This window comes from Pelagibacterium halotolerans B2 (genome assembly GCF_000230555.1).
GTDB classification, from domain to species: Bacteria; Pseudomonadota; Alphaproteobacteria; order Rhizobiales; family Devosiaceae; genus Pelagibacterium; species Pelagibacterium halotolerans.
Genome location: NC_016078.1, coordinates 631,549 through 651,056, shown reverse-complemented (window position 1 = coordinate 651,056; position 19,508 = coordinate 631,549). Strand labels below are relative to the sequence as shown.

The window sequence follows — 19,508 nt, the reverse complement described above, 5'->3', positions numbered from 1 at the left end:
TGGGAAAACACCTCCGCTAAGTCCCCTACCCCCGCAGCACATCCTGCCATTCGGGATGCCGCTCGATCTGCGCCTTGGCGAACGGGCACAGCGGGATGATCTTGACTCCCTCGGCCCGAGCGTCCTCGACACCGCGCAGCACCAGCGCCTCGCCCACCCCGCGTCCGCGCAGGGCGTCGGGCACGCCGGTATGGTCGATGATCCGCTGGCGCGTGCCCACCTTGGTATAGGTCATCTCCGCCTCATGCCCGTCGATGCGGACCACATAGCGCCCCTTGGTCTCGCCGTCCTCGCGCTCGATGGTAAAGTCGCTCATCGTCAAATCTCCTTTCAGATCGCGCGCGGCTGGCGCGGCTTGCCGGGATGGCAGTCCAGCTTCGCCCGGTCCCAATTGCCCAGGCTCGCCGCCGCATCATAGGTGCTCTGCAAAAACGCCAGCAGCGTCGCGTCGGGATCGTCGGCCTGCCGCACCGCGTCATAGGGCAGCACGAACTCGCCCAGCGTCTCATGGAAAAACGCCGCCTCGGGCTGCACCGCCGCCTTTGAAAACGCATCGGGGGTCGGATAGGCGTAGGAATAGAAGGCGGGATAATCGATCCCTCCGCCCCCCGGCCAGAACCCGGCCGAGGAGACCTCATGGCTATAAGCTTCCCGCGTCACATCGTCGGGCAAGGCGGGAATGCCGCCGGGATGGAGCGGCGCATCGCGCCCGGAAAACCGCGTCACCGCCATATCGAAACTGCCCCAGAACAGATGGACCGGACTGACCTTGCCCAGAAACGCTGTCCGGAATGTCTCGAACACCCGCGTGATCTGCACCAGCGCCCCATGAAAACGCCGCACAGCGTCGGCGTCATAGGGGCGCTCGGCCACATCCTCGGCAAAAGGAATCGCGTCGGGAATTTCGTTGGGCCTGCCGTCAAATTGAGGAGTCGCATCAATATCTTGCAGCAGAGCGGTGAACTTCTGCGCGAATCCCGCCACCGACATGGGTTCAAGCGCAAATCGCGCGCTCCCTCCGTCCGCCGCCATGCCGATCACCGCGTGGTCGTGGAAATCGAAAACGATCTCGGCCCCGCCGCCCGCCCCGTCGCTCACCATGCCCGTGGTCAGCCCGCGCGGCGTCACATAGAGCGTGGCGTGCCAGGAATGGTTGACCCATGGCGTGTGCGCCAGCCGGTATTTCCCCACGATCTGGGTATAAAGATGGAGCGCCGCGCAGCTCTCTTTCCATGGGGTGAAGGCAATGTCGGGCCAAGTGGCGCTCGCAGTCATCGGGGTGCACCTTTTTTGCGATTCAAAGACCGATTTTGCGCAGCTTGCAGGAGCCAGGGCAAGGGACCGGCCGGCGCCGGCCTTGTGGAAAACCCGCCGCCGGGCGCGTCTTGGGCGCCGCGATTTCCCCAGCCCGGAGACCCCCTGGCCGATAAATCGAGACTCCTGCGACAATTTGCGCTTAACTTGTCGTTAAGGGGTCAACATGGGTATGCCGGGCTGTTGCGGATAATAGAAAACCAGATGGCGCCCGATTGCGGCGCAAAGCCCCCTTCATCCGATCCGTACTTGTGCTGGCGAGTTGAGGGGAAAATGGATGTCAGACATCTATATAGTGGGCTTCGACGGGACCGAAGCTTCGGGGCGCGCCGCTGATCTTGCGGCCGGTCTCGCCAAAACCTCGGGGGCCACGCTGCATCTGGTGCTGGTGCTCGAATGGTCTCCCTACAGTTTCCTGAGTCAGGAAGAACTGGCCGAACGCCACAAACGGCGCGAGGAAGAGCTTGTTCGCGCCGCCGCGGTTGTCGAGCCCGTGGCCGCCAAATACGGCGCCATGGGCATCACCACCACCCATGAGGTCCGGTATGGCCATGCCGGCGAAATCATCGCCGAAATCGCCAGTTCGTCGGGGGCAAAGCAGATCTTTGTCGGCCGCCAGGGTTCGCGAAAACTCACCGACCGCCTTTTGGGCGGGTTGACCATGGCGCTCGTCCAGATCGCCACGGTGCCGGTCACCGTGGTTCCGTAAGCGGGATACCCAAGGCAAAACCAGACTTCACCCGAGGCCGACGGCAAAACGGCCCGGAGTGAGCGTTCAAGGGGACATCAAAATGAGAAAACTGCTTTTGGCACTGGCGCTGCTGCTGCCATTGTTCGCCCTCCCCGCCTTCGGGCAGGACGACGCGGCCGAGGTCGCCGCGGAGACCCAGGAGGTTGTCGAAGAAACCACGCGGACCGTCGACATGATGGTCAACGACGCCATTTCACCGATCTCCAATGCGGTCGTCAGCGTCATCTTCTATTCGGTCCCGGTCGCGGGCACCGACTTCCCGCTCATCGTGGGCTGGCTGGTCGTCGCGGCCACCATCTTCACGCTCTATTTCGGCTTCATCCAGTTCCGGGCATTCGGTCACGCCATCGAACTCGTGCGTGGCGATTATTCCGATCCAAACGATGCGGGCGAGGTCTCCCACTTCCAGGCACTCGCGACCGCGCTGTCGGGAACGGTGGGGCTGGGCAACATCGCCGGGGTGGGCGTTGCCATCGCGGTCGGGGGGCCGGGGGCGACGTTCTGGATGATTCTGGCCGGTCTGTTGGGCATGGCGTCCAAGTTCACCGAGTGTACATTGGGCGTCAAATACCGCAACGAATTGCCCGACGGGCGCGTTTCGGGCGGTCCGATGTACTATCTGTCCAAGGGTCTCGCCGAGCGCGGCATGGCCGGACTGGGCAAATTCTTCGCCGTCTTCTTTGCCATCTGCTGTATCGGCGGGGCGCTGGGCGGGGGCAACATGTTCCAGGCCAACCAGTCCTTCCAGCAGCTCGTCAACGTCACCGGCGGCAACGATGTCAGCCCGCTCGCCGGCTTTGGCTGGCTGTTCGGAATCGTCATGGCACTGGTCGTCGCCGTTGTCATCATCGGCGGCATCAAGTCGATCGCCCGGGTCACCGAAAAGGTCGTGCCCTTCATGGGCATCCTCTATGTGGGCACCGCGCTCATCATCATCCTGATGAACATCGGTTCCATCGGCTGGGCCTTCTCCCAGATCATCGGCGGTGCGTTCTCGCCCGAAGGTGTCGCGGGCGGGGCCATCGGCGCTCTGATCCAGGGTTTCAGGCGCGCCGCGTTCTCCAATGAGGCGGGCATCGGCTCGGCGGCCATCGCCCACTCGGCGGTGCGCACCAAGGAACCCTCCACCGAAGGCATCGTCTCGCTGCTCGAGCCGTTCATCGATACCGTGGTGATCTGCACGATGACCGCTCTGGTCATCATCTTCACCGGCGCGCTCGGCACCGGGCTCACGGGCGTGGAACTGACCTCGGCCGCCTTCGGCGCACAGTTCAGCTTCTTCCCCTATCTGCTTGCGCTGGCTGTGCTTTTGTTTGCCTTTTCGACGATGCTGAGCTGGTCCTATTACGGGCTCAAGGCCTGGACCTATCTGTTCGGCGAGGGCAAGACGAAAGAAAATGTCTTCAAGATCATCTTCTGCGTCTTCGTGGTCATCGGGGCCTCGATGAGCCTTGGTCCGGTCATCGACTTTTCGGATTCGATGATCTTCGCCATGGCCCTGCCCAACATCATCGGGCTCTATCTTCTGATGCCTGTCGTCAGGCGCGAGGTGAACCAGTATTTCGCCAAGATCAAATCAGGCGAGATCAGGAAGATGAAGGGGCACTGAGCGGACCCGCACGAGAGCGTATGCTTGCGGAGGGGCCGGCGAAACGCCTGCCCCTCCCCTTTACGCCGCTGCATGGCCGGCGTTTCTGCAATGGGGTGGATTGCTGTCGGGCGGCTTTTGGATTGCCGTCGTTCATTGCCGCCATCGTCTGACAACCCGAAATTCAGTTTCCGTTGTTGGAAAGTTTCTTGCCAAAGCGCTCACGACCAGATAATAGTTTCCCTTCAAGGAAACTTATGGATATGTCATGAGCCTGACCCTGTACCTCCACCCACTTGCCTCCTTTTGTCACAAGGTGCTCATCGCACTTTATGAGAATGATATTGCGTTCGAGGCCAGCATCGTTGATTTCTCAAATCCAGGTTCTGCGGCAGCGCATATCGAGCGCTGGCCCGTCGGCAAGATCCCTGTCCTGCATGACAGCGTGGGCAACCGGGTGGTGGCAGAAACCAGCATCATGATCGAATATCTGCAGCGGCATTATCCCGGCCCGGTGCTGTTGATCCCTGACGATGCTGGCCTTCAGCTCGACGTACGGCTTTGGGACCGCTTCTTTGACCTCTATGTCAGCGTTCCCATGCAGAAGATCGTTGGGGATCGTCTGCGGTCAGAGGGGGCCACAGATCCTTTTGGCGTGGCGGAGGCGCGGGCCACGCTGGACACTGCCTATGGGATGATCGAAGGACAGCTCTACAACGGGCTGTGGATCACCGGCGACACCTTTACCATGGCCGATTGTTCCGCGCTGCCGGCCCTGTTCTTCGCCACGACTGTGCATCCCATCGGCGATGATCGCCCGATGCTGCGCGACTATCTCGAACGCCTGCTGGCGCGACCTTCCGTGCGGCGTGTGCTTTCCGAAGCGCAGCCGTATTTTAAGTTCTTCCCCTATCGGGAGGCCATGCCGGCGCGTTTCCTGGAGCCGATGGCATGACTGGGCAGGACGATCTGGACCGCCTGTTCGAGGTAATGGCCGACCCTTACCGGCGCGGCTTTGTCGAACGCCTCTGCAAGGGTCCGGCAACGGTGACTGAACTCGCCGCACCTGCGGCTGTGCAGTTGCCAGCAGTGCTCAAGCACCTCAAGGTGCTGGAAGACGGCGGCATTGTCGTCAGCGAGAAAACGGGTCGGACCAGGACCTTTCAGATGCGGAAAGATGCCTTTGTCACCTTGGCGGCCTGGGTCGATCATCGGCAGCGAGAAATGAACGCAGCTTTTGACCGCCTGGCTGACCTGATGGCGGAGATTCCAGAGAAGAAGGATCACTGATGGGTGTGACCGTCGACCACAGGTCATTTGTTATTGAGCGGGAATTGCCCGGCAGTCCTGCGCATGCCTTCCGCTTCTGGTCGGAACACGAGCTCAAGCGCCGCTGGAACGCCTGCCATCCTGATTGGCAGGTGATCGAGGATCGTTTCGACTTCCGGACTGACGGGCATGAGAGCATGATCTGGCGCATGCCTGATGGCACCAAGCAGACCATGTTGGCGCATTTTCTGGAGGTCCATCCGCGTCAGCGTATTGTTTATGCTTACACGATGCGAAGCAATGACGTCCCAATTTCGTCCTCGCTCGTTACGGTTGAGTTCGCGGGTCGGGATGGCAACACCATCATGACATTCACGGAACAGGCTGTCTTTGCCAATTCTGCCGATGGCGACATGCGCGAGAGCGGTACAGGGATCGGTTTCTCACGATTGCGGGACATTATGGTGGATATGCTGGACGGCGCCCCACTGTAGCGTCGTCAGCTTTGGGAACACCTCGCCGTGGTTTGAACGACCGCAATTTCGCCAAAACCAGCCGTCCCGCCCTCTCCCGCCTTCCTCAAGCGCTGTTGAGATGCAAAATGTTCCCGTCGGGGTCCTTGAACCAGACCATCTTGAACCCGCCCGCGCTGTGGATGCCGTCCTTGAAATCGACGCCTTCCATATCGGGATAGTGCTCGAAGCTGACACCCTTGGTGCGCAGGTCGGAGACAATTGCCTCGATATCGCCGCCGCAATCGAACACCACCGCGTTGGCCTTATTGGTACCGGCAAAGTCCGAAGGATAGACGAGCAGGTGGGTGCTGCCGGTCCTGTAAACCAGAACGCCGCCCATTCCGTCCTCCTCGAGGTCGAGGCCGAGTGTTTCGCTGTAGAATGTGCGCGCCCGTTCGATGTCGCTGACCGCGACGATGGCCGACGAAACCTTGTCTTTCAACTGGGCCATGATGGTTCTCCTCTGTGATTACCCTTCAAGGACGCAGGGTGCAGGACCGTTCCGACACGGACCATAAAAAAAGGCGGGATCGCTCCCGCCTTTCAGAACTCAGGTTCAAAAGCGTTCCGCCTCAGCGGGCCGCTTCGACCTCTTCGGTCGTCAGGATACCGAAATCATTGCCCCACGAATTGCGGATGTAGGTGCCGATCTGGGCGATATCCTCATCGCTGAGCTGGTTGCCGAAGGCAGGCATGTAGCCGAACCCGTGGATCAGCGTTTCGGCAACGAAACCGGCATCGGCCAGTTCGCCATTGCCGGCAAGCACCGCGCCTGCCCCACCCTGGCCGCCGGCGCCGTGGCAACTGGCGCAGGTGGCGGCAAATTTGGGAGCGCCCAGGGCGGCGACTTCGGCAACGTCGGACTCGCTGGTGATGCCAGTGGCAGCCGCTTCGTCGACCGAATCATCCTCGGCCGGCGCAGGTTCATTTCCCGTGTTGGGATCCTCGAACTCGGCCGGACCCGCTTCAGCCTGCGGGCTCGCGTTGAAGTCGTTGCCTTCGACAACGCCGCCCAGGCCGCCCCCCTCTTCACCATAGGTGAACATCAGGATCGAGCCGGGGTTGTGCAACACCGAGGTGTTGAGCCCTTCACCGAACTTCTGGGCGGCCGAACCGAACGCGTCGGTTGCGATGAACACCGTCCTGCCGTCGGGCGAAACGATGACGTCGCGATAGCGGTTCTGGGTCGAAAGCCAGGCTGTCGGCAGGCCATCCGCCTCGGTTCCATCTTCGCTCAACGCCTGCACATAGAGCGTGCCGTGCTTGAGGGTCGGGATCAGCAGCGAATTGTCCCATTCGGTGATGCCGTCTTCGCCCGCGTCATAATAATGCACCGAGGACGGTGCGATGGTGGGATCGCAGATATATCCGCAGATTTCCCCGATCGGATAGTCGTCCTCGACGACCCAATAGGCCGCCAGCGGATCGATCATGTCGCCTTCGAACTCGCTTTCCTCGAATTGCGGCACGCTCTCGGGCAGCGGGTCGGTGTTCTGGTCGACGTCCTCGGGGGCTTCGCTCCAGTTGATATAGGTATAGGCCTGATCGTCGATATAACCCGATACATTGGGCCAGCCGTAATTTCCGCCGGGTTCGATGATGTTCAATTCGTCGCCGCTGGCCGGACCGTGCTCGGTTTCATAGAGCGTGCCGTCGGGACCGAAGTCGATGCCCTGGGGATTGCGGTGCCCATAGCTCAGGATGTGGCTTCTGACGCCGTCGATTTCGGGATTGTCCTCTGGAATCGAGCCGTCGAGGTTGAGCCGCAGGATCTTGCCCGAATAGGTGTGCCAATCGGCGCTGTCGACCTCATCCTGGGTCGGCAGGGCCTGGGCCAGATTGGGCAGGCGCAGGTTGCGTCCGAAATTGTGGCCCTGTTCGCCGATCGAATAATAGAGCTTGTCGTCGGGCCCGAACACCACGCGTCCGGCATTGTGGTCGTTCCAGGCCGGCATGCCCTCGATCAGGATGGTCGGCTCGACGAGCTGCTGGAGGCTTTCGTCATATGTGTAGCGCACGATCTGGGCCGATGGGTCGGGCTCTTCGGCGGTGCCGTTGTTTATCGTATAGCCGATATAAACGTAGTCATTGCCCGTGCCTTCGAGCAGTTCGGGGTGCAGGGCCATGCCAAGCAGGCCCTCATGCTGGGGGCCGGTATAGACGTCCTCGAGGGTGAGGAGGAGCTGCTGGGCGCCAGTGGTCGGATCAACCCGGGTCACTTCGCCGCTGGTGCGCTCGGTCAGCCAGATCATGTCGTCGGGGCCCCAGCGCATCGCCCAGGGATTGGACAGTCCGGTGGTCAAAACGCGCGATGAAAACAATGAATTGTCGCCGCTTTCGATTTCGACCGGCGTCACCTGGGCAGCAACCATGCTGGTGGAAAGCATAAGGGCGGCGGCGACAGCGCCTCCCATTAGCACTTTCGCAATAGGCGCTCTGCCTTCGCGTCCCGTTTGTCGCGTAGCCATGAGCAATCTCCTGTAAATTTTTGAAAATAGTCTGTGAGGATGCGGCCGCGAAACAGTGCGGCTGCCCGCGCAGGAAACGCACATGCGGCCCACGCGTTCCACAACAATCAGACTTTAGTTCTATCAAACAAATGTGACGGGCCGGATGCAGCCGGGCCGCGCTCTGGCTACCAGCCGCACGCTTCGCGCACGGGCTGCAGCGCCGCCTCGATTCCCTGAAGCTGGAAACTGACGGTCACCGAGCGCTGGGATTGCGGCGTGGCGCGCACGAAAAGCCGCTGGGTCTGGCGCAACTGATCGATCACCGCCCGCGCCTGTGCGGTCTCGAAAAACCCGATGGCGAGCCTGTCGGGAGACAGCGCGACCGATTGGGTGCGGGGCGGCTGGCGATCGTACTGCAGGGTGATGGCGGCGCTGTTGGAGGTCGGGGTGCCCATCGCCGAGCCGGCAAAGCCGAACTGGAGCGTGGTCTGGCCGTCCGTGCACAGGATCGTTAACCGGGCGGGGGCCCGTCCGCCGGCCAGGGCCGGGATCAACTGTTCGGATTCGAGCGTGGCGAAGGGGACTTCGGTCCCCTCGATCTGGGAGACCTCGATGCCGCTCGTCCACAGCCCCTGGTCGCCGGCGGCCTCACCGTCATCGCCAGTGAACTGGTCCGAGCGGAAGATCGAATCATAGCATGCCAGGCGCTCGCTCGCGGGACCGATTGCGGCGCAGCGTTCGGGTGCTGTCTGGGCCAGTGCCGGCATGGGCGCGACCAACAGACCGGTCGCCGCCACTATCGCGGCCAACCCAAATCGTATCATCCGCCCTGTCTCCCGCGATATTTTCTCATTGTTTGGCAATGTGGTGGCACCGAACGCTCAAGTCCATACATTTTCACGACATTGTTTGGAGGAGGTTGGCAGCGGCCCTGCCCGCTCCTACATTGGCGCACACGTCCCGCCCAAGAGGAGCCCTTCATGCCGCACCATCCCGCCTTTGAGTTGATCGCCGAGGAAAAGATCAGCGAGGTCAACGCCTTGGCACGCCACTACCGGCACAACAAGACCGGCGCGGAAGTGCTTTCGCTCATCAATGACGACGAAAACAAGGTGTTCGGCATCTCCTTTGCCACCCCGCCCGAGGATTCGACCGGTCTGCCCCACATCCTGGAACATTCCGTCCTTTGCGGCTCGGAAAAATTCCCGGTCAAAAAGCCGTTCGTGGAAATGCTCAAGGGCTCGCTCCACACCTTCCTCAACGCCATGACGTTCCCCGACAAGACCGTCTATCCGGTGGCCAGCCAGAATCTCGCGGACTTCTACAACCTCACCCAAGTCTATATGGACGCTGTGTTTTTCCCACTCCTCACCCGCGAGACATTCCAGCAGGAAGGGTGGCATTACGAGGTCGAGAACCCCGACGATCCGATGATCTTCAAGGGTGTTGTGTTCAACGAAATGAAGGGCGGGTTCTCCTCGCCCGACCAGGTCAATTACGCCTACGCCCTGCAATCACTTTTCCCCGATGCCCTCTATTCGAACTATAGTGGCGGCGATCCGCGGGTCATGCCCGATCTCACATATGAACAGTTCAGGGATTTTCACAAACGCTACTATCACCCCTCAAACGCCCAGATCATTTTCTACGGCGACGACGACCCCGAAAAGCGGCTCGAAATGCTCGATGCCGTGCTTTCGCGTTTTGAAAAAGGCGAGAAAGCACAAGCACATAGCCTGCAGGAGCGCTTCGAGGCGCCGCGTCGGGTCGAAAAGACCTATCCGGCCGACGATGCCAACAAACGCTCGTCCTTCGTTACCGTCAACTGGATGGTCGAGCCGACCGGAGACATCGAGGAACAGCTCGCCCGCACCGTGATGCGCCGCGCGCTGGTCGGCAATTCCGCAGCGCCGCTCCACAAGGCGCTGATCGAATCCGGGCTGGGCGAAGCGATCATTTCCTCGGCCATCGAACTTTCCCAGCCGGTCCTCAATTTCGGCCTGCGCGGCGCCGATGCCGACGATGCGGACAGGATCGAAACCCTGATCCTCAATACCCTCGCCCATCTCGCCGAAAACGGGATCGACGATGCGACGATCGAAGCCACGCTCAACTCGCTCGAATTTGAACTCCGCGAACAGAACACCGGCGGCTATCCTCGCGGAATCGCTTACTTTTTCGGCGCGCTGAACAATTGGCTCTATGGCCGCGATCCCCTTGACGGACTGCGGTTCGAGACGGCCTTGGCGAGCCTTAAGGCCCGCATCGCCTCGGGCGAAAAAATCATCGAAGGGCTCATCCGCACCAACCTTCTCGACAACACCCACCGCACCACGCTGGTCCTGCGTCCCGATCCGGAACAGGCCGAGCGCGAGGCGCCCGCCGAGCGGGCCCGGCTTGACGCTGCACGCGCCGCGATGAGCGACGCCGATATCGCCGCCGCCATCGAGACGACCAAAAAGCTCAAGGCCCTCCAGAACGCCGCCGACAAGCCCGAGGATCTGGCGAAAATCCCGACGCTGACGGTGGCCGACCTGCCGCGCGAAGGCGTGAGCATTCCCACCGAGGAAGTCGCGGTCGAAGGCGTGCGCACACTGGTTCACGACCTTCCCACCAATGGCATCGTCTATCTCGATTTGGGCTTTGATCTCAAGACGTTACCGCGCGACCTCCTACCCTATCTTCCCCTGTTCTCCCGTGCGCTCAAGCAGACCGGAACCTCGAAGGCCGATTTCGTCGCGCTCACCCAGCGCATCGGCCGCTCGACCGGCGGCATCGGGATTTCCCGGCTCAATTCTCCCATCCTCGACAGCGAGGAAGCCGCCGCATTTTTGCTCGTCCGCGCCAAGGCGACGACGGACAAGACGGGCGAAATGCTTGATATCGTTCACGATATCCTGACCGACGCCCGGCTCGACAATCGCGACCGCATTCGCCAGATCGTCGCCGAGGACAAGGCGCGGACCGAGGCTTCGCTGGTGCCCTCGGGCCATCAATATGTCTTCACCCGCCTGCGCGCTTCACTCCACGAAGCGGACTGGCTGTCCGAGCAGACCGGCGGCATCACCCAATTGCTGTTCCTGCGCGAGCTGGCGCAAAAGATCGAGAACGACTGGGCTTCGGTGCAGTCGGCGCTCGAAGATATTCGCAGCCACCTCATCAACGCCAATGCGGCCATCGCCAATGTCACAACCGACGGGGCGGCGTGGCCCGGCTTTGCCGATGAACTCAAGAGCTTCATCGGCCGCCTCCCGCGTCACGATTTCGTCCGGACCGACTGGTCGCCCCTGCCCCATCCGGCCAATGAAGGGCTGACCATCCCGGCCCAGGTCAATTACGTTGCCAAGGGGGTCAACCTCAAGGCGCTCGGCCACGAGCCCTCCGGCGCGCTGTCGGTGGTCACCAAATATCTCGGCACCACCTATCTGTGGGACAAGGTTCGCGTGGAAGGTGGGGCCTATGGCGGTTTTGCCAGCTTCAATCCGCTGGCCGACACCTATGCCTTCGGTTCGTATCGCGATCCCAATCTGGTCGCCACACTCGACGTGTACGACGCGGCCCCGGCCTTCCTGCGCAAGGGCGTTTCCCAGTCCGACATTGCCCGCTCCATCATCGGCACCATTGGCGATCTCGACCCGTATCTCCTCCCCGACGCCAAAGGCTATACGGCTCTGGTCAGGACCCTTACGGGCGTCACCGAGGAGTATCGGCAAAAGCGCCGCGAGCAGGTTTTGTCCACCTCACAAGCCGATTTTGCCAAGGCGGCAGACCTACTCGATGACGTCGCCCGGAACGGGCACATCGTCGCCATGGGCTCGGATAAATCCATCACGGCTGCCAACCGCGAACGAAACGGATTCCTCAACGTTTCCAAGGTGCTGTGAACCGTGGCGACGGGCATTTTCGAGGCGAAAAGCTTTGATCGTTTCATCGCCACGCTGGCGGGAACCTCACTGGTCGATCAGTGGGACTCCCACGTCGCCAAGGTCGGGGGCAAGGTGTTCGTCCTGCTCAGTGCGAACGAGGAGGGTGCGGCCCTGACCTTCAAGTGCAGCGAAGAAAGCTTTGAGCTTCTGACCAGCCTCGACGGCGTCGGCCAGGCGCCCTATTTCGCCAAGCGCAAATGGGTTTCCGTCGCCGAGCGAGCGCCGCTATCGCCCCCCGAACTCGAAGCCTATGTGAAGCGCTCCTACGAACTCGTGGCAGCGGGCCTGACGCGCAAGGCGCGTCAGGAACTCGGCATTATCATCTAGGCAGCGGTCACCCGCCAGACGATGTGGCCGACATCGTCGGCAACCAGCAGGGCACCGTCCTTGGCCACGGTGACGCCGACCGGGCGGCCATTGGAAAACTTCTCGTCTTCCGAGAGAAACCCGCCAAGGATTTCGATGGGTTCACCCGAAGGTTTCCCGCCCGCGAACGGCACCAGAATGACCTTGTAGCCTGAGAGCTTCGAGCGGTTCCACGAGCCGTGCTGGCCGATCACCATGCCCTCCGGAAGGCCCGGCAGCGTGCCGCCCGGCAGCCAGCACAGGCCCAGCGAGGCCGTGTGTCCACCCAGCGCATAGTCGGGCGCCGTCGCCCTGGCGACCAGATCGGTTCGCTGCGGCTGCACGCGGTCGTCGACAGTGTCGCCCCAATAGGAATAGGGCCAGCCATAGAACCCGCCATCCTTGACCGAGGTCAGATAGTCTGGCGGCGTTTCGTCCCCCAGCCCATCGCGCTCGTTGACGACGGTCCAGAGATCCCCGCCCGTCGGCTCCCAGGCCATGCCGACCGGATTGCGCAAGCCCCCGGCAAATTCGCGGTGCTGGCCGGTCGTCAGATCGATTTCGACGATGCAGGCACGGCCTTCCTCGGTCTCAAAGCCTTCCTCGGCAATATTGGAAAGCGACCCGATGGCGACATAGAGCTTTGTGCCATCGGCGCTTGGAATAAGATTGCGGGTCCAATGGCCACCATCCTTCATCGTGAAGATCGTCTTGCCCTGGGCCGCAATCGAAGTCTGGCCCTCCTCATAGGGGAATGCCACGACACTGTTGGAGTTGCCGACATAAAATGTCGAACCGATCAGCGCCATGCCGAAGGGCTGGTGCTGGTCCTTGAGAAACACTTCGCGGATTTCAGGGACCCCATCACCATCCGCGTCGCGCAGCAGCGTGATCCGGTTGGCGTTGGGATAGGTCGCCCCGGCCCGCTTCATCGTCCGGTTCATGGCATAATCCATAAACCCGGAAACCTTGCGGGGGATGGTTGCAGATTCGGCGACCAGCACGTCTCCGTTGGGCAGCACATAGGTCCAACGGGGATGCTTGAGCTTCTCGGCGAACACGCCGACCTTGAGCCCGGGCGCCGTCCGTGGCCTGGCGCCGCCGCGCCAACCGCGCGCTGTCGGCATCTTGAGCATGGGAACCGCGCCTTGCGGCTTTGGCGAGGGAATTGCAGGTTTTGTGCCGAATTGCGGCGTATGCGTTTTGACCCGTGTGTTCCACCACACATATCCGCCGCCGATGATTACGACCGCCAGAACCGCGATCACCAGCAAGATTGTCCAGACCGACATAAGGCCCTCCCCGGGGCGAAACTTCCAAAAGGCGATGTATTGCGCGATCCGACCCCCGCGGGCAACCGAGCTTTGCAACTTTTTGCCGTACCGTACGTTACGGTACGGTTTATCTTTACACTCGGGGCCAGCGGCGTTAGAGATAGGGAATGGTTCCGGTGGTGCCCGAGGAGACACTAACCGGACTCGGCCAAGAGCCGACAATTTTTCTTTTTCGCAGGTGACCTCATGCCCGCATATCGCTCCCGTACAACCACCCATGGCCGCAACATGGCCGGTGCCCGCGGCCTTTGGCGCGCCACCGGCATGAAGGATGGCGATTTCGGCAAGCCGATCATCGCCGTCGTCAATTCCTTCACCCAGTTCGTGCCGGGCCATGTGCACCTCAAAGACCTCGGGCAGATGGTGGCACGCGAAATCGAGCGCGCCGGCGGTGTCGCCAAGGAATTCAATACGATCGCTGTCGATGACGGCATCGCCATGGGCCATGACGGAATGCTCTATTCCCTGCCCAGCCGCGAAGTGATTGCCGACAGCGTCGAATACATGGTCAACGCCCACTGCGCCGACGCCATGGTCTGCATTTCCAATTGCGACAAGATCACCCCCGGCATGCTGAACGCGGCGATGCGGCTCAATATTCCGGTCGTCTTCGTTTCGGGTGGTCCCATGGAAGCGGGCAAGGTCGTCCATCGCGACAAATTGCAGGCGCTCGATCTGGTCGACGCCATGGTCGTTGCTGCCGATGACAGCTACACCGACGAGGAAGTGGCCGCCATCGAGGAAGCCGCCTGCCCGACCTGCGGGTCGTGCTCGGGCATGTTCACCGCCAATTCCATGAACTGCCTCACCGAGGCATTGGGCTTGTCGCTGCCGGGCAATGGCTCGACGCTGGCGACCCACGCCGATCGCAAGCGGCTGTTCCTGGAAGCGGGACATCTGATCGTCGACCTCGCCCGCCGCTATTACGAACAGGACGACGAAAGCGTTCTGCCGCGTTCCATCGTCACCAAAAAGGCCTTCCAGAACGCCATGGCGCTCGATATCGCCATGGGCGGTTCGACCAACACGGTGCTGCACATCCTGGCCGCCGCCTATGAAGGCGGGGTGGATTTCACCATGGATGACATCGACGCGCTGTCGCGCAAGGTGCCGGTCCTGTGCAAGGTGGCTCCCGCCAAGCAGGACGTACACATGGAAGACGTCCATCGCGCCGGCGGCATCATGAGCATTCTGGGCCAGCTCGATCGCGCCAATCTGCTGCATCGCGAACTGCCGACGGTTCACAGTGCGACGCTGGGCGATGCGCTCGATCGCTGGGACATTTCGCGCACCAATTCGGAAAGCGTGCGTCAGTTCTTCATGGCTGCGCCTGGCGGCGTGCGCACGACGCAGGCGTTCTCCACTGAAAACCGTTGGGCCGAACTCGATCTCGACCGCAAGGACGGCGTCATTCGCTCCACCGAGCATGCCTTTTCCAAGGATGGCGGGCTGGCGGTGCTCAAGGGCAATATCGCGCTCAATGGCTGCGTGGTTAAAACGGCCGGGGTGGACGATTCCATCCTCAAATTCACCGGAACGGCCGTTGTCTATGAAAGCCAGGACGATGCGGTTTCGGGCATTCTGACCGGCAAGGTCAAGGAAGGCGACGTGGTCGTCATCCGCTATGAAGGTCCCAAGGGCGGCCCCGGCATGCAGGAAATGCTCTACCCGACCAGCTATCTCAAGTCCAAGGGGCTGGGAAAGGCTTGCGCGCTGCTCACCGATGGCCGGTTTTCCGGCGGCACATCGGGGCTTTCCATCGGGCATGTCTCCCCCGAGGCAGCCCAGGGCGGCGCAATCGGGCTGGTCGAAGCGGGCGACCGGATCGAAATCGACATCCCCAACCGCACCATCAATCTAGCGGTCTCCGACGACGAGTTGCAGCGCCGCCGGGCGGCGATGGACGCCAAAGGTGCCGAGGGCTGGAAGCCCGTCGCCCCGCGCAAGCGCAAGGTGACCACCGCGCTCAAGGCCTATGCCGCCTTTGCATCGAGTGCGGATCTTGGCGCCGTCCGCATCCTGTCGGAATAAGGGAAGTGCCGGCCCGCAAAGCCGGCATTTTCATTTCGAATGCGTCAGCATGCGGCGCGCCCAATTTCAAAGGGAGGCTTGCATAGCTGAGCAATTGGGCTAGGTTCGGCCCTTCCTTAGTGTTCCCGCCAGGCAAATTTCATGTCCAGTCCGGCCATCGGGCACCAGGACCGCCGCTTGTTTGCGATCGGCCTGGCGCTTGTCACCTATATCTTCTTCACGATCTGCGACACCTGCGCCAAATGGATGGCGCTGTCTGGCATGCCGCCGACACAGGTCGCGTTCGGACGCTATTTCCTGCAGTTCGCCTTCATGGCCGGACTGCTGCTGCCGCGCCTTGGGCTCTCCAGCTTCAGGACCCAGCGGCCCGTCCTGCAGATCCTGCGCGGGTTCGGCCTTCTGGGCATGACGGCGTTCAACTTCTTCGCGCTGCTCTATCTGCCGCTGACGGTAACCTCCTCGATCATGTTCGGCATGCCGCTGCTCATCACGGCGCTCTCGGTGCCGTTCCTGGGCGAACAGGTCGGCTGGCGCCGGTGGGTGGCCATTTTCGTTGGCTTTATCGGCATCATCATCATTATCCAGCCCTGGGATGCCAGCTTCCATTGGGCGATCTTTCTGTCGCTGGGCAGCATCTTGTCGGCTGGCCTTTATTTCATCCTGACACGCAAGCTGACGGAAACCGAAACAACCGCCAGCCTGCAACTCTATGCCGGGCTGGTGGGCACGGTCTGCCTGTTGCCGTTTGCCCTGGCCAATTGGACATGGCCCGATGGGCCATTTGCCTGGATGATCTTTCTCGGCGTTGGATTGGCCGCCATGACGGGCCACCAGATTTCGATCGTGGCGCATCGCTACGCTCCGGCATCGGTTCTGGCGCCGTTCGGATACAGCCAGATCGTCTGGATGACGCTTTCGAGCTGGTTGATCTTCAATCAGCCGCCCACGGTCTGGCTGTTTGTCGGTGGACCCGTCGTCATCGGGTCCGGGCTCTATATCTGGTTGCGCGAGCGCCAATTGGCAAAGGAGGCCGTCCGTCCCGTCACGACCGCCGATACCGATATCGCCGCCGAAAGGCAGGACATGGAAAACCAGCGCACCTGACTCGCCGCCAGCCCCGCTGAGCAAATTTTTCTACGCAAAGGCCCTTGGCGAGACTTTTTTCCGCATTTATAAGAAGTGCTTCGTTTGGCGCAAACCAACAAGGAGGCGTTGCATTGACGAGCATCATCGCACCCTCCCAGGGTTATGAGCGCCACCGTTAGGTTGCCGGCCATGCCCCGCGTCCGCCGCCTCTAAAGGCCGCCACGCATCTTCCATAAATTTCAAGCGACCGCCACACGGCCACAGGTCCGTCTGTCGTTCGGCCATACCATTTCCAGTTCATAGGACCGGCGTGTCCGCATGTTTGCGGCAACCGGTAACGGGACCATGACTCGCAAGAAACTCGATATCAACGGAGCGACCTATCGGTCAGTTCTCGGCTACACTTTCAGACATTGGCGTCGCCAGCCCTGGCGCATCGCCGCAATCTTGGGCTTCATTACACTGGCGACGCTGGCCGACGTGATGACGCCCTATTTCGCCGGCCGCCTTGTCGAGGCCATCGCCTCCGGCTCGGTGGGCAATGAAGGCACACAGGAGGCCGCGTTCTCGGCGCTGGGCATTCTTGTTGCCCTCGGCGCGACTGCGGTCGTCCTGCGGTTCGGCGCCTTCCGCAACATCATCCGGCTCACGCTTTTCATGATGGCGGACGTGGTCAACGAGACCTTCCACCGCGTGCAGCGGTTCTCCACCGACTGGCACGCCAATACCTTTGCCGGTTCCACGGTCCGCAAGATCACGCGCGGCATGTGGTCGCTCGACCTGCTCAACGACACGCTGCTTGTCGCGCTGTTTCCCTCGACGATCATGCTCGTGGGCACAACGATATTGCTGGCCTCGTTCTGGCCGGTCATGGGCCTGGTGATCGGGCTTGGATCGCTGCTGTTCATCGCCGGAACCATCGGCATCACGGTGGCCTATGTTTCACCTGCGGCAACGCTCTCCAATGCCTGGGACACCAAGGTGGGCGGGGCATTGTCGGACGCCATCGGCTGCAATGCCGTGGTCAAGGGTTTTGGCGCCGAAACGCGCGAGGAAAGCCGGTTGGGCGGCGTCGTCGCCAAGTGGCAAAAGCGTACGCTACGGACCTGGAATCGCTACAACCTCAACGGCGTGACGCAGGATACGGCGCTGCTTGTGCTGCGCGCCACGATCCTGGGCACCGGCGTGGTGCTCTGGATGCAAGGCGTGGCGAACGCTGGCGATATCACGTTCGTGCTGACCTCGTTTTTCGTCCTGCAGGGCTATTTGCAGGACGTCGGCATGCATTTCCGCAACCTGCAACGCTCGGTCAACGAGATGGAGGAACTGGTCGAACTCGATGCCGCGCCTTTCGGCGTTGCCGACAGGGCCGGCGCCACGCCGATCCGCATTGGCCGGGGCGCGGTCGCGTTCGATCGGGTGACCTTCCAGTATGGCGGGCACGACAATCCGCTCTACAAGGATTTCTCGGTCAAGATCGAACCGGGCGAGCGCATCGGTCTCGTTGGGCATTCGGGCTCGGGCAAGACCACCTTTGTCAAGCTGATCCAGCGCCTTTACGACATCAATGACGGCCGGATCCTGATCGACGGACAGAATATCGCCGAGCACACACAGGCAAGCCTGCGCGGCCAAATCGCCATCGTGCAACAGGAACCCATCCTGTTTCACAGGACCCTGGCCGACAATATCGCCTATGCGCGGCCCGATGCGACGCGCGCCGAGGTGATCGAAGCTGCCCGGATGGCCAACGCCCACGACTTCATCGTCGCCCTGCCCAAGGGCTATGAAACCCTTGTGGGAGAGCGCGGCGTCAAGCTTTCGGGCGGGGAACGCCAGCGCGTGGCGATCGCGCGGGCGTTTCTGGCCAACAACCCGATCCTGATCCTGGACGAGGCGACCTCGAGCCTGGATTCCGAGAGCGAATTGCTGATCCAGCAGGCCATCGAGCGCCTGATGACCGGCCGCACCACGCTGGTCATCGCACACCGGCTTTCGACCGTCCGGGCGCTTGATCGGATTCTCGTGTTCGACAAGGGCAGGATCGTCGAGGAAGGCGATCACTTGGCTCTGATCCGCCGCGAGGGTGGCATTTACCGGCGGCTGTTCGAAAAACAGGCGCTGGAATTGACCAAGGGGTTGGTGGCGTAAAGCCACCAGCCCTGCCCTAAATCCGGCTGATGACCATCGCTTCATACACCGCGATCAGGTGCAAGGTCGCCCCCGTCACGACGAAGGCGTGCCACAGCACATTCTGGAAGGCCAGTTTTTCCCATAGGTGGAAAATGATGCCCGCCGAATAGGCCACACCGCCCGCGACCAGCAGCCAGAGAGCCGTGGCGGGGAGCGCTGCGGCCAATGCCTGGAAGGCCAGGATGCCGCTCCAGCCGATGGCGAGGTAGAACGGGATGGCGAGCCGCCCGAAATGCTGCGGCACCAGGAGCTTGAGCGCAATTCCGATCAGAGCCGTCGCCCAGACGAAAATCAGCAATCTGTCGGCTATGGGAATATCGCCCAGCACGACCAGCAGCGGAGTATAACTGCCGGCAATAAACAGAAAAATCGCAGCCTGATCTATTCGCGCCAGCCATGCCTTGATCGGGCCCCGCGGACAGAGATTGAAAGCCATGGACGCGCTGAGCAAGGCGACAAAGGAACCCACATAAACGGCCGCGGCAGCAATTTCGGCGCCCGTGGCGTGTACGACCGCCAGGGTGATCAGGACAGTGCCGGCAATGATTGCCACCAGCAGGCCGACGCCGTGAACCACGCCATCGGCAATCAATTCGGCAAGCGTGAAGGCGCGCCTGTTTCTCAGGACATACGCACCGGCGCTGCGGGCTGTATTTGCGCTCATGCCTGCCGCCTTCTCTGCTTTCATCTCAATCCGACGGCCAGA

At 61.6% G+C, this 19,508-nt stretch carries 17 protein-coding genes; 10 read left to right on the top strand and 7 right to left on the bottom strand.

Translation table 11 applies throughout. The annotated features are described in order from the left end of the window. Positions 1-25 precede the first annotated feature (25 nt). Together KKY_RS03205 and KKY_RS03200 are read right to left on the bottom strand one after the other, a co-directional pair. A complete protein-coding gene (locus KKY_RS03205) occupies positions 26-316 on the bottom strand; it encodes a GNAT family N-acetyltransferase (protein WP_014129859.1) in 291 nt (96 codons plus the stop codon). A 14-nt stretch (positions 317-330) separates the two neighbouring features. Then, positions 331-1,275, bottom strand: a complete 945-nt coding sequence (locus KKY_RS03200; protein WP_014129858.1) for a DUF5996 family protein — start codon at positions 1,273-1,275, stop codon at positions 331-333. Positions 1,276-1,591: 316 nt separating this feature from the next. Between KKY_RS03200 and KKY_RS03195 the strand changes: the two genes are divergently transcribed. The 5 genes from KKY_RS03195 (at position 1,592) to KKY_RS03175 (ending at position 5,416) form a co-directional block, all read left to right on the top strand. Beyond that, entirely contained in the window at positions 1,592-2,023 is a 432-nt protein-coding gene (locus KKY_RS03195) for a universal stress protein (RefSeq protein WP_041528546.1), read from the top strand. 82 nt (positions 2,024-2,105) lie between these two features. Continuing rightward, positions 2,106-3,674 (top strand): alanine/glycine:cation symporter family protein, encoded by a 1,569-nt coding sequence (locus KKY_RS03190; protein ID WP_014129855.1) that lies wholly within the window; start codon positions 2,106-2,108, stop codon positions 3,672-3,674. Between the two features lie 247 nt (positions 3,675-3,921). Continuing rightward, the gene (locus KKY_RS03185; protein ID WP_014129854.1) at positions 3,922-4,608 is read left to right on the top strand and encodes a glutathione S-transferase family protein; all 687 of its coding nucleotides are present in this window, start codon (positions 3,922-3,924) and stop codon (positions 4,606-4,608) included. Continuing rightward, the gene (locus KKY_RS03180) at positions 4,605-4,943 is read left to right on the top strand and encodes an ArsR/SmtB family transcription factor (protein WP_014129853.1); all 339 of its coding nucleotides are present in this window, start codon (positions 4,605-4,607) and stop codon (positions 4,941-4,943) included. The genes KKY_RS03185 and KKY_RS03180 overlap by 4 nt, the downstream gene beginning before the upstream one ends. Beyond that, the gene (locus tag KKY_RS03175) at positions 4,943-5,416 is read left to right on the top strand and encodes an SRPBCC domain-containing protein (RefSeq protein ID WP_014129852.1); all 474 of its coding nucleotides are present in this window, start codon (positions 4,943-4,945) and stop codon (positions 5,414-5,416) included. Before KKY_RS03180 ends, KKY_RS03175 begins: the two co-directional genes overlap by 1 nt. 85 nt (positions 5,417-5,501) lie before the next feature. Here KKY_RS03175 and KKY_RS03170 read toward each other — a convergent pair whose 3' ends face one another. From KKY_RS03170 to KKY_RS03160, 3 genes are all read right to left on the bottom strand, one after another. Continuing rightward, positions 5,502-5,888 (bottom strand): VOC family protein, encoded by a 387-nt coding sequence (locus KKY_RS03170; RefSeq protein ID WP_014129851.1) that lies wholly within the window; start codon positions 5,886-5,888, stop codon positions 5,502-5,504. Between the two features lie 121 nt (positions 5,889-6,009). Next, positions 6,010-7,905 carry a glucose/sorbosone family PQQ-dependent dehydrogenase gene (locus tag KKY_RS03165; protein WP_202945638.1) on the bottom strand — a complete coding sequence of 632 codons (1,896 nt, stop codon included), beginning with the start codon at positions 7,903-7,905 and terminating at the stop codon, positions 6,010-6,012. Positions 7,906-8,072: 167 nt separating this feature from the next. Beyond that, positions 8,073-8,711, bottom strand: coding sequence for a type VI secretion system-associated protein TagO (locus KKY_RS03160; RefSeq protein ID WP_014129849.1), 639 nt, complete (start codon positions 8,709-8,711; stop codon positions 8,073-8,075). 156 nt (positions 8,712-8,867) lie between these two features. Between KKY_RS03160 and KKY_RS03155 the strand changes: the two genes are divergently transcribed. Then, positions 8,868-11,771 (top strand): insulinase family protein, encoded by a 2,904-nt coding sequence (locus KKY_RS03155; RefSeq protein WP_014129848.1) that lies wholly within the window; start codon positions 8,868-8,870, stop codon positions 11,769-11,771. 3 nt (positions 11,772-11,774) lie between these two features. Then, complete coding sequence (locus KKY_RS03150) at positions 11,775-12,140, top strand: MmcQ/YjbR family DNA-binding protein (protein WP_014129847.1); 366 nt, start codon at positions 11,775-11,777, stop codon at positions 12,138-12,140. Here KKY_RS03150 and KKY_RS03145 read toward each other — a convergent pair. After that, the gene (locus tag KKY_RS03145; RefSeq protein WP_014129846.1) at positions 12,137-13,450 is read right to left on the bottom strand and encodes a PQQ-dependent sugar dehydrogenase; all 1,314 of its coding nucleotides are present in this window, start codon (positions 13,448-13,450) and stop codon (positions 12,137-12,139) included. The genes KKY_RS03150 and KKY_RS03145 overlap by 4 nt on opposite strands. 228 nt (positions 13,451-13,678) lie before the next feature. Here KKY_RS03145 and ilvD point away from each other — a divergent pair, with 228 nt between their 5' ends. The 3 genes from ilvD (at position 13,679) to KKY_RS03130 (ending at position 18,760) form a co-directional block, all read left to right on the top strand. Continuing rightward, positions 13,679-15,523, top strand: a complete 1,845-nt coding sequence (ilvD, locus tag KKY_RS03140; RefSeq protein WP_014129844.1) for a dihydroxy-acid dehydratase — start codon at positions 13,679-13,681, stop codon at positions 15,521-15,523. Between the two features lie 141 nt (positions 15,524-15,664). Continuing rightward, positions 15,665-16,627: a DMT family transporter gene (locus KKY_RS03135; RefSeq protein ID WP_014129843.1), complete on the top strand. Its 963-nt coding sequence runs from the start codon at positions 15,665-15,667 to the stop codon at positions 16,625-16,627. A 327-nt stretch (positions 16,628-16,954) separates the two neighbouring features. Then, the gene (locus KKY_RS03130) at positions 16,955-18,760 is read left to right on the top strand and encodes an ABC transporter ATP-binding protein (RefSeq protein WP_041529042.1); all 1,806 of its coding nucleotides are present in this window, start codon (positions 16,955-16,957) and stop codon (positions 18,758-18,760) included. Positions 18,761-18,776: 16 nt separating this feature from the next. On the opposite strand, the gene trhA is transcribed toward KKY_RS03130, so the two are convergent. Further along, positions 18,777-19,466 carry a PAQR family membrane homeostasis protein TrhA gene (gene trhA, locus KKY_RS03125; protein WP_014129841.1) on the bottom strand — a complete coding sequence of 230 codons (690 nt, stop codon included), beginning with the start codon at positions 19,464-19,466 and terminating at the stop codon, positions 18,777-18,779. Between the last annotated feature and the right edge of the window lie 42 nt (positions 19,467-19,508).